Annotated in this window: 12 protein-coding genes; all 12 read right to left on the reverse strand. The window is 69.2% G+C overall.

From position 1 onward, the window contains the following. Positions 1 to 44: 44 nt before the first annotated feature. Entirely contained in the window at positions 45 to 1,295 is a 1,251-nt protein-coding gene (locus tag EB835_RS03510) for a hydroxymethylglutaryl-CoA synthase family protein (protein ID WP_135808074.1), read from the reverse strand. Then, on the reverse strand, positions 1,292 to 2,395 hold the full coding sequence (locus EB835_RS03515) for a hydroxymethylglutaryl-CoA reductase (protein WP_135808075.1): 1,104 nt from the start codon (positions 2,393 to 2,395) through the stop codon (positions 1,292 to 1,294). Before EB835_RS03515 ends, EB835_RS03510 begins: the two co-directional genes overlap by 4 nt. Next, positions 2,392 to 3,534, reverse strand: coding sequence for a type 2 isopentenyl-diphosphate Delta-isomerase (gene fni / locus EB835_RS03520; protein ID WP_135808076.1), 1,143 nt, complete (start codon positions 3,532 to 3,534; stop codon positions 2,392 to 2,394). The genes EB835_RS03515 and fni overlap by 4 nt, the downstream gene beginning before the upstream one ends. Then, a complete protein-coding gene (locus EB835_RS03525; RefSeq protein ID WP_135808077.1) occupies positions 3,524 to 4,615 on the reverse strand; it encodes a phosphomevalonate kinase in 1,092 nt (363 codons plus the stop codon). The genes fni and EB835_RS03525 overlap by 11 nt, the downstream gene beginning before the upstream one ends. Continuing rightward, on the reverse strand, positions 4,612 to 5,646 hold the full coding sequence (gene mvaD / locus EB835_RS03530) for a diphosphomevalonate decarboxylase (protein WP_135808078.1): 1,035 nt from the start codon (positions 5,644 to 5,646) through the stop codon (positions 4,612 to 4,614). The genes EB835_RS03525 and mvaD overlap by 4 nt, the downstream gene beginning before the upstream one ends. Continuing rightward, a complete protein-coding gene (gene mvk / locus EB835_RS03535) occupies positions 5,643 to 6,614 on the reverse strand; it encodes a mevalonate kinase (protein ID WP_168216623.1) in 972 nt (323 codons plus the stop codon). The genes mvaD and mvk overlap by 4 nt, the downstream gene beginning before the upstream one ends. Positions 6,615 to 6,718: 104 nt before the next feature. After that, positions 6,719 to 8,563 (reverse strand): ABC transporter ATP-binding protein, encoded by a 1,845-nt coding sequence (locus EB835_RS03540; RefSeq protein WP_135808080.1) that lies wholly within the window; start codon positions 8,561 to 8,563, stop codon positions 6,719 to 6,721. Beyond that, positions 8,560 to 11,235, reverse strand: a complete 2,676-nt coding sequence (locus EB835_RS03545; protein ID WP_168216624.1) for an ABC transporter ATP-binding protein/permease — start codon at positions 11,233 to 11,235, stop codon at positions 8,560 to 8,562. The genes EB835_RS03540 and EB835_RS03545 overlap by 4 nt, the downstream gene beginning before the upstream one ends. After that, the gene (locus tag EB835_RS03550; RefSeq protein ID WP_205749858.1) at positions 11,235 to 12,008 is read right to left on the reverse strand and encodes a TetR/AcrR family transcriptional regulator; all 774 of its coding nucleotides are present in this window, start codon (positions 12,006 to 12,008) and stop codon (positions 11,235 to 11,237) included. Before EB835_RS03550 ends, EB835_RS03545 begins: the two co-directional genes overlap by 1 nt. A 108-nt stretch (positions 12,009 to 12,116) precedes the next feature. Further along, positions 12,117 to 13,352 (reverse strand): RNA polymerase sigma factor, encoded by a 1,236-nt coding sequence (locus EB835_RS03555; RefSeq protein WP_135808081.1) that lies wholly within the window; start codon positions 13,350 to 13,352, stop codon positions 12,117 to 12,119. A 64-nt stretch (positions 13,353 to 13,416) separates the two neighbouring features. Further along, positions 13,417 to 13,797 carry a YciI family protein gene (locus EB835_RS03560; protein ID WP_135808082.1) on the reverse strand — a complete coding sequence of 127 codons (381 nt, stop codon included), beginning with the start codon at positions 13,795 to 13,797 and terminating at the stop codon, positions 13,417 to 13,419. A gap of 122 nt (positions 13,798 to 13,919) precedes the next feature. Continuing rightward, entirely contained in the window at positions 13,920 to 14,510 is a 591-nt protein-coding gene (locus tag EB835_RS03565) for a TetR/AcrR family transcriptional regulator (protein WP_135808083.1), read from the reverse strand. Positions 14,511 to 14,612 lie beyond the last annotated feature (102 nt).

A 14,612-nucleotide genomic window follows, 5' to 3' on the forward strand; every position in this document is an offset into this window, starting at 1 on the left:
ATTCGCGCTGACGCTTGATCGGCGGAAAAAGTGAGGCGGGCGCCTCAGCTGCGTTCGTAGATGCGGGCGCGGCCCTTGACCCCGGCGAAGCGGAACGGGCCCGCGGTCACCTTCGGAGTCGAGACGTCCTCGGCGCTGGGCAGCTCGGTGGCGTGCAGCGCACGATAGGCGTCCATGGACAGCGGCACCCGAGCATCGAGAGCGGCGGTCACGGCCTGTCGGCTCGAATGCTGCTCGTAGCCGGGCACGACGCGGGCGGTGAAGAATTCGCCGACGCTTCCCGATCCGTAGCTGAACAGCCCGATGCGCCTGCCCGCGAGGTCCTCATCGTGGTCGAGCAGAGAACACAGTCCCGCATAGAGCGAGGCTGTGTACGAGTTGCCGAGACGGCGGTTGTACAGGGTGCTCGTGGCCAGTCCGGTATCGCGAGGTCCGGTGGAGCCCGAATCCGAGGCGGAGCTCACAACCCCGGCGGGCCCGGTCTCGGCAGAGCCGGAGGGTACCGGTCCGGCGACGATGTCCGTATCGAGATCCTCACCGGTGAGCCCGGCGAGGTGGACCTGCGCCTTCTTCGCCATCTTCGTGAACGGCTGGTGGTAGAGCACGCGGTCGATCTCGGCCATCGCCGGACCGCCCTGCGCGGACAGATCGGTCCATGCCCCGGTGAGGGCATCGAGGTACGCCGTCACCGACAGGGCGCCATCGACGATCGCGGTCGACGAATCGTTCGGGCGCCAGAAGTCATCGACATCGGCCGAGTTCAGGCCCGAGACCGGTTCGATCTCCAGCAGCTCCGGATCCGCAGAGACCAGCATCGCCACGGCACCGGCGCCCTGAGTGGGCTCACCCGGGGTGTCGAGCTCATAGCGGGCGACATCCGAGGCGATGACGAGCACCCGCTGACCGGGAGAGCGCGTGACGATGCCGACGGCGGCCTGCAGAGCAGCGGTCGCCGAATAGCAGGCCTCCTTGACCTCCACGATCCGCATCTGCGACGGCAGATCGAGCAGAGAGTGCACCGCCATGCCTGCGGCCTTCGACTGGTCGATGCCCGATTCGGTGGCGAACAGCATCGTCCGGATGCCTTCGGCTCCGCTGCGTTCGATGATCGGTGCGGCGGCGGCAGCGGCCATGGTGACGACATCCTCGTCGGGGGCCGGGAAGCTGAACTCGTCCTGACCGAGGCCGAGGCGGAACTTCGCCGGATCGGTGCCGTTCGCCGCGGCGAAGTCATCGAGTCGGACGACGTGATGGCTCGTGGCCAGTTCGATGTCGTCGATGCCGATCGGTGTCATGCGGCCTCACCGTCCTCTGACTGAGCTTCGGAACCGAGCTCTGCCTCGGCCCTGCGTTCCATCTGACGGTGGGTGTCCATGAGCTCCCCCGGATTGGTCTGGGCGGCGAGCAGGGAGAGCTCACCGCAGAGCACCGTCGCGGCCATGAGCGCGGCCAGACGACGCGAATTCGCGCCCGGCTCACGCTCCTCACGGCACCCGAGACGCTCCAGGGCCTCGTCGACATGCGGCAGATCCTTGCCGTTGCCCACAGTGCCGACGATGAGGTGCGGCAGGGTCGTCGAGAAGTACAGTCCTTCGGGCCGGTTCTCCGCGTAGGTGATGCCCTGCGAACCTTCGACGATGTTCGCTGCATCCTGACCGGTGGCCAGGTAGAAGGCGAGCAGCATATTCGCATAGTGGGCGTTCGCCGAGCGCAGCGCCCCGGCGATCGTCGATCCGACGAGGTTCTTGCGCACGACGAGTTCGACCATCTTCTCCGCGCTCGTGCGCAGGCGACGCTGAACGACCTCGTGGGGCAGGACGATCTCGGCGACGACATTGCGCCCGCGCCCGAGGATCCCATTGACTGCGGTGGCCTTCTTGTCCGAGCAGTAGTTGCCGGACACCGAGCCGTAGTCGAGCCCGAGCCCCCACGTGAGGATGCGCTCCATGAGCGTGTCCGATGCCTGGGTGACCATATTGTGGCCGGAGGCGTCGTTGGTGCGGAAGGCGAAGCGCACGAAGAGGAGGTTGCCGACGATCTCCGGATGGATCTCGATGAGCCGACAATGGTTGGACCCGGCCGACACAACGTCCTCGAGTTCGGGAGTGCGGTGACGGATGGCCTGCGCGGCCGCCTCGGCGCCGATCGCGGATTCGGCCACGAACAGCACCGACCGGGTCATCCGCTCATCGACGATGACGGTGCGGATCCCACCGTCGATCTCACGCGAGATCGACGCCCCGCGCCCGACGGAGGGCCACAGCGGGGTCTCGTACGTTGCCAGGGGCACGGCCACCTCGGTGTGGGTGCCATCCGGAGCCAGCGCTTCGCCGCTGACCCGCAGGGGACCGACCCACGTGGTGGGGATCCCGGTGATCGTGGTCTGCTGATTCACAGCTGATTCCTCCTCGAAAGAACATCGGTGCGGTGCGAGAGCGCGGTGACGTCGATACCGCGCAGACGGGCGAACTCGCCGAGGCGGCCCCGCGTGAGCAGGTCCGTGCGGTCAAGATCCGTGGATCGTTCGGCCCCGAGCAGTGCGAACAGAGCCGAGGTCTGAGTCTGCCAGGTGCGCACGAGGTCGACGAGTCCGTCCGGACCGTGGTCGAGCACGGTCTGCAGGAACGTGCCGGCGACGCCGACGGCGCGAGCACCGCAGGCCAGCGCTTTCACGACATCATAGGGGTTGCGCACTCCGCCGGAGGCCAGCAGCACACGGTTCGAGACGCCGTCGTCCATCGTCGTCGCGGTGGTCCACTCGGGTGGGGCGTCGAGCAGGCAGGCCAGGGCCGACTGACCGAAACCGGTGAGCATGGAGAAGTCATCGGCGCCTGCACGGTCGTTTTCGATGCGGAGGAAATCGGTGCCGCCGGCACCGGAGACATCGGCGAACTGCACGCCGACGCCGGTGAGCTGGGTCAGGGTGCGGCGGCTGAGGCCGAATCCGACCTCTTTGACGACGACGGGCACGGGGCAGGCGGCGACGATCTCCTCGAGACCCGTCAGCCAGGTGGAGAAGTCGCGGGTGCCTTCGGGCATCGCGGTCTCCTGCACGGGATTGATGTGCAGCTGCAGGGCATCGGCTCCCAGCAGCTCGACGGCGCGGCGAGCATCATCGGCGCTGCGACCGGCGCCGAGGTTGCCCATGACGAAGCCGTCCGGGTTCTCCTCACGGATGACGGTGAAGCCCTTCGCCGCCTCGGCGTCGTCGAGGGCCACGCTCATCGACCCGCAGGCCATCGGCAGGCCGGTCTCGGCGGCGGCGATGGCGAGATCCCGATTGATCTTCGCCGTGGTCTCCGTGCCGCCGGTCATGCCGTTGACATAGAAGGGCGTCGGCCACGTCCAGCTGCCGAGTTCGACGGTGAGGTCGACGCGGTCGGGGCTCGTTCCTGACAGGGCATGGTGGACGAATTCGAGGTCGTCGAAGTCGGTCCGGCGGTGGCCTTCGGTCTGCTGCGCCGAGGCGAGGCGGACGTGGTCGTCCTTGCGGGAGGCCCGTGAGGCCTTGGCTGTGGAGGACTCAGAACTCATCGATCTCGCCTTCCTCTCGGTGGACGTCGAGGTCCAGTGGTCGGATGCCGGCGGCTTCCCAGCCGCTGCGGATGGTGTCTGCTTCAGTGTGGGAGTGGGCGAGGGCGATTCCGCAGTCGCCGCCGCCGGCACCGGAAGGCTTCGCTGCGGCACCCTGGGCTTCGGCGATCTCGCACAGATCGTACAGGGCTTCGGTCTCGATGAGGCTGCCCGTGGAGTCGCTCAGCCGCTGCAGCAGGGCGCGCACGGAGCGGATCGTGGTCAGGCTGGACTCGGCATCATCGGCGTCGAAGGCCGCCACGAGATCGTCGACGAGGGTGTGCGACTCGGCGGCGAAGGACACCAGTGGGCGAGGCTTCTGCGGTGCCGGGGTATGGACGCGTCTGACGAGGTGTTCGGTCGACGCCGGAGATCCGGTCCAGCCGACGAGGAGGTCGAGCGAATTCGGTGGGGTGATCCGCCTGGCCGAGGAGCCGGCCCATTCGCTGCAGCTCATCGCGGAGACGACGCCGTGGGCCTCGCGGTGAGCGTGCAGGGCTGCACGGTCGGGGGAGGAGTAGCGGATCCAGCCGCCGAAGGTGCTGGCGGCGAGATCCCCGCCGGAGGCCTTCGTGGAGATCGCGATGGTCGCCAGGACGGCGAGTTTGAAGCGTTCGGTCAGGGTGAGGCCGAGGCGATAGAACTCATCGAGAGCGGCGATCGTCGCCACGGTCACCGCCGCCGAGGAGCCGAGGCCGAACTTCCGACCGTCGGCGTCATTGAGTTCGCTGGAGATCTCGAGGTCGAAGTAGCGGGGGCTGGCACCGCGTCCGGAGCGCAGCTCCTCGACGGTGGAGATCGCCGAGAGCACATAGTCGAAGGGTCGCTCATCGACGATGATGTGCTCACCATCGTCTTCGCGCCGCCAGACGACGGGGGCCTGACCGTATTCGCTCGAATGGATGCGGCCGGCGCCTTCGCTCTCGGTCAGTCGCACGGTGATGCACCGGTCGACGGCGATGAGCACGGCGGGCTGTCCGGGTTCGACGACGGCGTATTCGCCGGCGATGAACAGTTTGCCGGGCGCCCGGGTCTCGATCATGCCCGGCTGCCTTCACCCGCAGCCGGGTTCGCCGCATCGGCGGCTGGTACTGAGTCGGCGGGCGGGACTGCGTCGGCGGTGGTGAGCAGGTGGGCTCCGGGTCCGGGTCCGACGACGCGGACGTCGCCGAATCCGGAGAGTTTCTCGGCCAGCGCCTCGGCCTCATGGGGGCGGACGATGACGGCGACGTTCGGGCCGGCATCGGCGGTCGAATAGGCTTCGATCCCGTTCTCTCGGGCTTCGGCCACGGCGTCGAAGATCGCGTGGCTGGTCGGGTTGAGGAACCGGATCGGCGGCACGGTGGACTGGATGAGCCCGTGCATGCGCAGGGCGTGGGATTCGGTGATCTCACCGATGCGTGTGAAGTCCCCGGCGGCACAGGCCGCGACCATCTGCTCCAGGTAGTCCTCGGTCGAGGACACCCAGCCGGAGTAGAAGGGGGAGGTGGAGGCGGTCAGGCGCATCGCCTCGCGGGAGGACACAGCCTTCCTGGCGCGGTCGACGGTGACGATGATCATCCGCATATCCGGGGCGGGCACGGTCTCGGCGAAGGACGACGAATCGTCGCCGGAATGCCAGACGGCGATGCCGTCGGGAATCGAGCGGCAGGCCGAACCCGAACCGCGGCGGGCCAGACGACTGAGATCAATCGGTCCGAGGTCGAGGTCGAAGGCCGCGGCGGCCGCTGTGGCCAGGGCTGCGAACCCAGACGCCGAGGAGGCCAGACCCGCCCCTGTGGGCACGGAGTTGCGGGACCGGACGAGGACACGGTCGTCCCGCCCGGCCAGATCACGGACGTGATCGAGGAAGACGGAGATGCGGGAGGTCTGACCGGCGTCGGCGAGTGCGCCGTCGAGTTCGAGGACATCGGAGGCGGCGTCCGGGGCGGGCACCACGGTGGTCGTGGTCTCGAAGTGGTCGAGGGTCAGCGACAGACTGCCCGCTGCAGGCAGGATGAGCTCCTCATCGGCCTTGCCCCAGTACTTGACCAGGGCGATGTTCGGGTAGGCCCGCGCCGTCGTCGTTCTCATGTCGGTCTGACCTCCGTCGTCCAGGTGCGGGGCGCCCCCGCCGCGCGCAGGGCCTCGGCGAGTCCCTCGGCCTCGTCGTCCCCATCGGCCAACGCCAGCACGCAGCCGCCGAGGCCGCCGCCGGTGAGTTTGGCGCCCCGGGCTCCGGCCGCAGTGGCGGCGTCCACGAGGGAATCCAGGGTCGGAGTCGACACACCGAGGCCGCCGAGCAGTCCGTGGGCCTCGTTCATCAGCTCGCCGATCGTCTCACGGTCACCGGAGCGGATGTCGTCGACGGCGGCATCGGTGATCGCGGCCAAACGGTCGATGGTGGCCCCGACTCCCGTCGGATCGGCGTCGCGGCGGGCACGGACCCCTCCGACCGCCTCGGCGGTGGACCCGTGATGGCCTGAGTCCGCGAGCACGAAGACGAGGCGCTGACCGACGTCGATGGTCTGAGCGCACCCGGTCTGGAAGCGGATGGGGGCGGGTTTGGCCACCGCCCAGGCGTCGATTCCGCTGGGCCGGCCGTGGGCGACGGTCTCGGCCGCCTGCACGATCTCGTGGAGGGTGTTCTCGTCGAAGACCGTCGAATGCAGGTTCGCGACCGCGCGGGCCACGGAGGTGGCCACGGCTGCACTCGAACCCAATCCCCGGCTGTGGGGGATCGCCGAACGGATGAGCAGCTCCACCTCGGCGGCGGGATCACCGACGGCGTCGAGAGCGGCCGTGAGACCGGCGACGACGGGCCCCATCGGCTCCGGAGCGGTCTGCGCGGTGCCGGAGAAGAGCTGGCTCTCGATCCGGGTCTCCTGGTTCGGGGACCGTCGGATGTCGGCCTGCACGCCGAGCCCGTGCAGCGGCACAGCGACGGCGGGAGAGCCGTAGACGACCGCGTGTTCGCCGAACAGGATCGCCTTGGCATGGGCGAAGCCCTGGGAGGAGCCCGCCGAGGCCGGTGTCGGTTCGGTCAGAGAGGAATTGTGCATGCAGGAGGATTTCGGGATGTGTGGATTGATGCCACCATCATATGCCGTAGCCCGTCTCATCCCGAATGCGAGGTGACGTCCGTCTCACCACGTCTGCTGTGGTCTTATGCGCTCGGGTGGGCGCGCAGCTTCCATCCGGAGGCGGCGTCCTGCTCGCGCCAGAAGTGCGCGAAGCGGCCGTCGGCGGCCCGCAGCTCATCGATCGTGCCGTCTTCGATGACCCGGCCCTCGGCGAGGAAGATCACACGATCCGCGGTGCGGATGCTGCCCAGTCGATGCGCGACGAGGATGCGGGTGCGTGGTGTCGGATCATCGGTCAGTGCCGTGACGATCGCGGTCTCATTCTCCGTGTCCAACGCGCTCGTGGCCTCGTCGACGAGGAGGATCGGCGCGGGTTTGAGCAGTGCCCGGGCGATCGAGACACGTTGGCGCTCGCCGCCGGACAGTGCGGTGCCGCCCTCGCCGACTTCGGCGTCCCAGCCGCCGGGGATCCGGGCGAGGAGCTCGTCGAGGCGGGCAAGCCTCGCCACGTCGTCGATGCGCTGCTCGGTCGCTTCCGGATGTCCGGCGAGCACATTGGCCCGCAGCGACCCGTCGAAGAGGTACGGGTGCTGGAAGACGACCCCGGTCAGCGTGTGGCGTGCGGTCGCGTCGAGGACGGCGAGATCGACGCCGTCGACGAGCACGCGTCCGGCACTTGGTTCCTGCAGGCCTGCGATGAGGGAGAGGATCGTCGACTTCCCCGACCCCGAGGGGCCGACGATCGCCGTCGTCGTTCCCGGTGCGAACTCGAGGTCGAGCCCGGCCACGACGTCGGGGGAGTCGGGATCGTAACGGAAGGCCACCTCGGTGAGGGTGATTGCCGGCGCCGAGGCGGCCGACCCCTGCGCACGGGACTGACCTTGAGTGCGGGGCAGATCCTGAGCATGGAGCTGGGCTTGGGGATGCGGCTGAATCTGGGCAGGGGCGCGGTCGGTTGAGTCCGTGGGGGCCGCGGTCCCGACGGTCGGGGCGTCGAGGACGGTGCGGATGTTGCGCAGCACCCCGGTCGTCGACTCGATCGCGGCGGACAGGCCAGCGAGCGAGGTGAACGGCTCGAGGCAGCGGATGATGACGACGATGAGCGCGATCGCCTCGGGCACGGAGATCGTCCCGGTCACCGTGAGGTAGGCGGTGGTGCCGGCGAGGACGAGGAGCGCGAGCTGGGAGGCGATGCCGAAGAGGACCTGGCCGGGGACCTGGAGGAGGAGCACGCGGATGGCCGCACCGTGCTGGCGGCTCAGGGCGGTGCCGACGAGACTGCGTTCGGTCTCCGTGCGACGGGAGGCGCGCAGGGCCTGCTGGGTGCGGGCGAACTCGACGACGCGTTCGGTCAGGGCAGAATTCGTCTCCGCCGCGACACGGTCGGCGTGCCGGCCGATCCGTGCCCCGCCGAAGAACGCGGCGAGGAGGATCGGGACCCCGATGAGCGCGGCGAGTGCGAGCGGGCCGGAGATCGGGATGAGTGCGATCGCGATCGTGATGGGCAGGAGGATGCCCGAGAGCAGCGGGGTGAGCAGGTAGACGACGATGCCGACGAGGTCCGGCCCGGTCGCCGCGATCGCCTGCCTGGCTGTCGCCGTGTTCGCGGGCGTGAACCAGCTCAGGCGGATCCGGGAGAGCCGGTCGGTGACGCCGTGCTGGGCGGAGTCGAGGAGGGCGAAGCCGAGATCCATGCCGATGCGCGAGATCACGGCGTCGATCGCCCACCCGGCGGCCGTGGCCAGGGCGAGGAGTCCGAGCCAGGGCCAGGCTTCGGCCGGTTCCGGGCCGAAGAGTGCGGCGACGAGGGGGACGAGGACGACCGTGCCGAGCGCACGGAGGATGACGCTTACGACAGTGAGCGCGAGGTGCAGCCCCATGGCGCCGCGCCGGTCGGCGGGCATGAGGGCGAGGAATGTGCGGATCATCGGGTGGCTCCCTGGGTGCGCGGGGCGGTCGCCGAGGTGATTTCGCGCGCGTCCCAGAGCCTGCGGTAGCGCCCACCTGCGGCGATGAGGTCGTCGTGGGTGCCGGACTCGGCGACCCTGCCGTGGTCGAGGACGACGATGCGATCGACGTCGGTGATCGTGTGCAGCCGGTGGGCGATGACGAGGACCGTGCGCCCGGTCGCGAGCCTGCCGAGCGCCTGCTGGACGAGGTGTTCGGACTCGGGATCGGCGAATGCCGTGGCCTCGTCGAGGACGAGGATCGGGGTGTCGGCGAGGATGGCCCGAGCGATCGCGAGCCGTTGGCGCTCGCCGCCGGACAGGGCCGCCTCGGTGCCGATGACGGTGTCATAGCCGTCGGGCAGACGCAGGATCCGATCGTGGATCTGCGCCTGACGGGCCGCATCGATGACCGCGTCCTCGCTGGCGTCGGGCACGGCGAGGGCGATGTTCTCGGCCACCGTGCCCTGGACGAGCTGGATGTCCTGGAAGACGAAGCCGACCTGCGTGTAGAGCTCGTCGCCGGGCAGCGTGCGGATGTCGCGGCCGCCGATGCGCACGGCTCCCTCGGTGACGTCGTGGAATCGGGCGAGCAGCGCGGCGAGCGTGGATTTGCCCGAACCGGAGGGCCCGACCAGCGCGGTCACCGTCCCGGGTTCGAGGCGCAGGGAGACGCCGTCGATGACGGGCACACCCGGGCGGTAGGCGAAGCCGACATCGTCGAATTCGACGAGGCCGGGGGCAGGGTGAGAATCCCGGGAGGCATCCCGCGCCGAGGCGGCTGTGTCCTTCTCGTCCACCTGCGCCCTGTGTCGCTCCACCACCTCCAGCCGCTCCTCGTCGAGGGTGTTCTGGATCCGGCGGGCGGCGAGCAGCCCCGTGCTCAGCCCGGACAGTCCGTAGCCGATGCCGAGCAGCCGCGCGCCGAAGGTGGTGCCGAGGAACAGGAACGGCAGCAGGTCGATCGGGTCGATCGATCCGGACACGGTCAGCCAGGTGCCGAGGGCTGTGATGATGAGCAGGTAGGTCGCCGGACGGTTGACGAGGTCCATGACGGTCTTGGACGTGGTGAAGGGCCGTTGCCAGTCGGTGAGGAAGCGGACGTACTCGTCGATCCGGGAGCGGAAACGTGAGGCCGAAGCACCACCGAAGACGCGGATGACGGGCTGACCGGCGAGGTAGCTTCCTGCCTCGACGTTCATCTGTTCGGCCCAGGTCAGTGCCTGCTTCGGCTTCGTCCCGGACTGGATGATCATGATGTACATCGTCACGATGTAGACGAGCACGGGAACGAGGAGCGCGAGCGCGATCCGCCAATCGACGACGAAGAGGTAGATGAGGACCGCGACCGGGGCGACCACGGCCTGCACGGCATCGGATACCGCATGCGTGACGAGGTAGTGCAGGGCCAGGGTGTCGTCCTGGACGAGCTGCTTGATCCGGCCGGACCCGCGATCGACGAACCAGCCGAGCGGCAGCCTGGCCATCGTCGTGAGCAGACGCCGGCGCAGGTCGCGTTCGAACCGAGCGTCGACGAAGTGGAGCCAGAACAGGAGCGCCGCCGAGAGCACGACCCCGGAGCCCATGAGCACGACCGCCCAGATCCCCGTCGCCCACAGCGTCGCCGAGTCGGCGCCGGTGAGCAGCTGCCGGGAGAGTTCGACGAGGAGGACATAGGGGGCGAGCTCGACGAGGGTGACGATCGCCTGGAGGATCCCCGCGATCCACAGGGTGGCCTTGAGCGGGGCGATGAGCCGCCCGCCCGCGTTCGCCCGCCACGACCCCTTGGGTGCCGCGGGGGTTTCTGCATTCGGCGAGGTGGGGCTCGCGTTCGCCGAGGCGGGGCTGGGCTCCGCACCCGATGTCGACTCAGCGGCCGCCTCGGCGGGGGTGTCGTCCTTCTTCTCTCCGCGCATCTTTCCGAAGGCGCGGCCTTCGTACCAGTACGCGCGAGCGGTGATCTCGGACTTCGGGAAGCCGAAGTCGTCCTTGAGGCGGGCTCGGATGGCCTTGAGCGATCCGGATTCGAGGGCGGTCCAGACCCGCCAATCCGACCAGTCGCGGGACTCGATGGCCGCAGCCAGGGAGGAATCGCCTCGGCGGGGGACCCAGTGGAGGTTCATCCGGGGATGCCGGGAGAGGGGAATGAGGCGGTCGGAGGGTTCGTGCTCTTCGAGGTAGACCTCGACGGGGAGGTCGGCGGGGGTCGCCTCGAGGATGGAGTTGATCGCCGGGATCGACGCGGAGTCGCCGATGAGGAGGTACCCGGCGGGCAGCTCATCGGGCAGGGTGAATACGGTCGAGCCCATGGAGGCGACCTCGACCCGGGTGCCGGGCGTCACCGACTCCGCCCACGCCGAGGCGGGACCCGCGGGCTCGTGGAGGACGAAGTCGACGGCGAAGGTGCCGGCTTCCGGGTCCGCCTCGGTGATCGTGTAGCCGCGCTGGTGTTCGAAGTCGGGGTCGTCGGGGTCGGGGAACCAGAAGCGCAGCCACGCGGTGGGTCCGACCTCGGCGTCGGTGAAGACCGTCGGGGAGGTCATGCGCACACGGACGAAGTTCGGCGCCAGGTGTTCGACGTCGATGACCTCCGCCTCGTGGTCGCGCAGACCGAAGGCGGACATGATCGCGCCGTTGAAACCGCGTTTGGCCATCAGTGGTCCTGTGTTGTGTGGGCTGGGGGTGCCGGGTGGGGAGCGGTCGCGGCTTGGGTGGGCGCGGTCGCGGCTTGGACGGCCGAGTCGAGCTCGGTGACCACCTCGGCGACGTCCCTGCCGGGCGGGAGGATGTCGACGATGCTGCGGACGGTGACGGCGAGCATGAGGCGGGAGTAGTGGGACGTCTCGAGCTGCGGGAGACGGTGGTGGGCCTCCCACAGGCGCCCGTCGGCGCGCATGCCGTCGATCGCCTCCTCGCGCTGGGCATCCCAGCCGGCCGACCGGGCGCGTTGGGCGTCCTCGGCGGCGGCGTGGCCGATCGCCTGAGTGGCGACGGCGCTGGCGAGCACGATCGCGGAGTCGGTCGAATAGCCGCGTCTCTCCAGAGCGGCGGTCTCTGCCGACAGGAGTGCGCGCCCGCCTTCTCCGCGGGGGAACAGGGTCTGGACGTAGGTGACGAGTCCGGGGTGGCCGACGACGAAGTCGTAGAGGGCGACGCCGAAGGCCAGCAGCTGGGTGGGGACGTCGTGATCGGGGTCATCGGGGAGGTCGAGTTCGGCGAGCAGACTCTCACCGACGGCGCGCTCGAGCCCCCACCGGTTCTCGACATGGCGGTACAGGGCCGTGGAGCTCACGCCGAGGCGGGACGCGACGGCACCGAGGCTGAGATCGCGCAGGCCGATGTCGCGTCCGGCGGCGATGATGTCGGTCAGTTCGATCTGCCGCGGTCTGCCGCCGATGCGCATGGGTCCTCCTGCCAGTGTGAGCATCAAAGTTGATGCCAGTAACTAAGGGTAGGCTAAGCGCAGCGATTCGGCAATGGCAGTCGCGGGACGGCTCCCGGGCAGGCGCTCGCCTCAGTGGAGTCTGGGCTCGAGTCAGTGGGGCCTCTGCTCGAGGAACCGGCGTTCGGCAGGGTCGGTCGTCAGTTCGATCGCACGCCGGTACGCCTCGGCGGCGTCTCCAGTCCGCCCGAGTCGGTCGAGCAGATGCGCCCGGAGCACCCAGGCGGGCTGGAAGGCGCTGACGCGCTTGGCGTCCCCGCTGTCGGTGCCCGGGCTCAGCGCATCAAGGGAGGCAAGTCCGGCCTCGGGGCCCTCGACCTCGGCGAGGACGGCCGCCCGGGAGACCGAGCCGCCGAGGCTCGGGGCGAGAGACTCGAGATCGTCGTGGAGGCGCAGCAGCATCGGCCAGTCCGTCGTCCCGGTCCTGACCCCGGCCAAATGGAGGAGCTGAATCGCAGCTTCGAGACCGAAGCGTCCGACGTGTCCGCAGCGGTAGACCTCCTGCAGGTGATGTTCGCCGGATTCGGTCAGCGTCGGGTCCCACAGCGCGGGATCCTGGTCGGTCAGGGGCACGAATTCTCCGGCTGCGCCTCGGCGAGCGGGGAAGCGTGCGGCCGAGAGGTGGATGAGGGCAGCCAGGCCGTGCGATTCGCCGTCACCGGGGCACAGGCATGCGAGCAGTCCGGCGAGGTAGACGGCCTCGCCGACCATCCCGGCGCGTGGGGTGGGAGCCGCATGCGCCCATTCGATCGCAAAGGCCCCGTAGATGGCTTCCTGCACATCCGGCAGGCGGGACTCGAGGTCGAGTCGATCGGGATGGCCGAAGCCCACGCCGAGCGCAGCCACCCGCTTCTTCGCCCTGGTCAGACGCGCAGAGACGGTGGCGGCCGGCAGGGCCATCGCGGCGGCGATCTGCTTCCCGGTCATCCCCATCACCGCCGAGAGCATGAGCAGCGCCCGTGCGGGCGGATCGATGTCGGGATGTGCGCACACGGCAAGGAGCTCGAGGCGACGGTCGGGCAGGGCATCGGGGACGTGGTCGGCGGGATCGGAGCCGAGGTGGTCGAGAACGTCGTCGAGCGCGGTTGTCGTCCGTGCCGCCGCGGACTTCCACACGTCTCGGCGGGCATTGAGCGCAACCCGGTAGAGCCAGCCCTCCGGATTGTCGGGCGGACCCTCAGCCCGCCACGCGGTGACGGCGCGTTCGAGCGCGGTGGACAGCGCATCCTCGGCGCCGGAGATGTCACCGTCGGCGGCCGCGATGAGGGCGATGATCCGGCCCCAGCCGTCCCGGGACAGGATCATCGCCCGATCGGCAGGGTCGGTCATTCGCGCCCAGTGATCAGAAGGAATGGTCCCGCCGGGATGATCGCTTCGTTCGGGGCTCTGACTGTCACGGGCGGGTCCAAGCGCCGTCGACGAAGGAGGTCGCCGCGGGCCGGACCTCGATCGTGCCGTAGCTCGTGCCGGGGAACTTCTCGGCCCAGGCAATGGCCGCCTCGGTGTCGGGAACGTCGATGACGACGACCCCGGCCAGGGCCTCCTTGGCGGCGGCGAAGGGTCCGTCCTCGATGACGACCTGCCCGGTCTTCCGGGTCACGGTCGTCGCGGTCTGGGAGGGGGTGAGCATCTCCCAGGCGACGAACACTCCGGCCGAGGTCAGGGCCTGACCGAAGTCGTCCATGAGGCGCATCATCTCCTGAATCTCCTCATCGGTCGGGGTCGGGCCGTCGGCACCGGGTTCAGGGGCGTGGAAGAGCAGTGAGCAGCGCATGGTTCGCTCCGTTCTGTGTGCGGCGACCGGATTTCGGTCGCTCACAGGGAAGACGATCGAATCCTCGTCGATTCGACACCGTGGCACAGATTATTCCCGAAGTCGTTCCCGGAGGTTGTCGGTCAGCCCCGATGATCGCTGCGTGGGGTGGAATTCTCTGTGTCGATGTGGGTGAGCGCCGTGACGGCCGTGCGGACGAGTTCGCGCTCGGGCGGATGGCCGTCGAGGTGGCAGTGGATGGTCCAGCCCTCGATGAGCGCGTCGACGGCGCGGGCGGCATCGAGCGAGAAGTGCTCGGTGAGAGTGTCCTCGCTGATGCCCATCCACGAGGCGGCCAGCTTCGCCGAGTCCGGTGAGTTCCGGCCGTAGGAGTAGAGCTCGAAGATCCCGGCCATCTCCCGCGGGGAGGCGAAGGTGTCCCCGCAGATGATCTCGACGACGGCCTCGCGCGCCTCAGCAAGGGTGGTCGCAGCCGCCAGCCCCTCCCGATACCGCGCGGAGAGTCGGCCGACGAGCAGGGTGAACGCCTCGGTGACGACCTCGTCGATGCCGCCGAAGTGATAGGTCATCGAGCCCAGGGGCACGCCGGCGCGGGCGGCGATCGCCCGATGGGAGACCTTCGCCGTGCCGTCGTCGAGGATGAGCTCGAGGGCGGCGGAGATGATCCGTTGGCGACGGTCGGGATCGTTGGGGATCCCGCTGCGTGCGCTCATCGGAGTCTCCTTTCCTCGTGGTCATGTGTTCGTGGGTGAGTTCTCGTCGCCGACTGTTCGTGGCCGATCTCTCGCGTCTGTGCTCTGGCCTCTCGACACCAC

Origin of the sequence: Brevibacterium sp. S22 (genome assembly GCF_004745485.1) — a bacterium.
Taxonomy (GTDB): domain Bacteria; phylum Actinomycetota; class Actinomycetes; order Actinomycetales; family Brevibacteriaceae; genus Brevibacterium.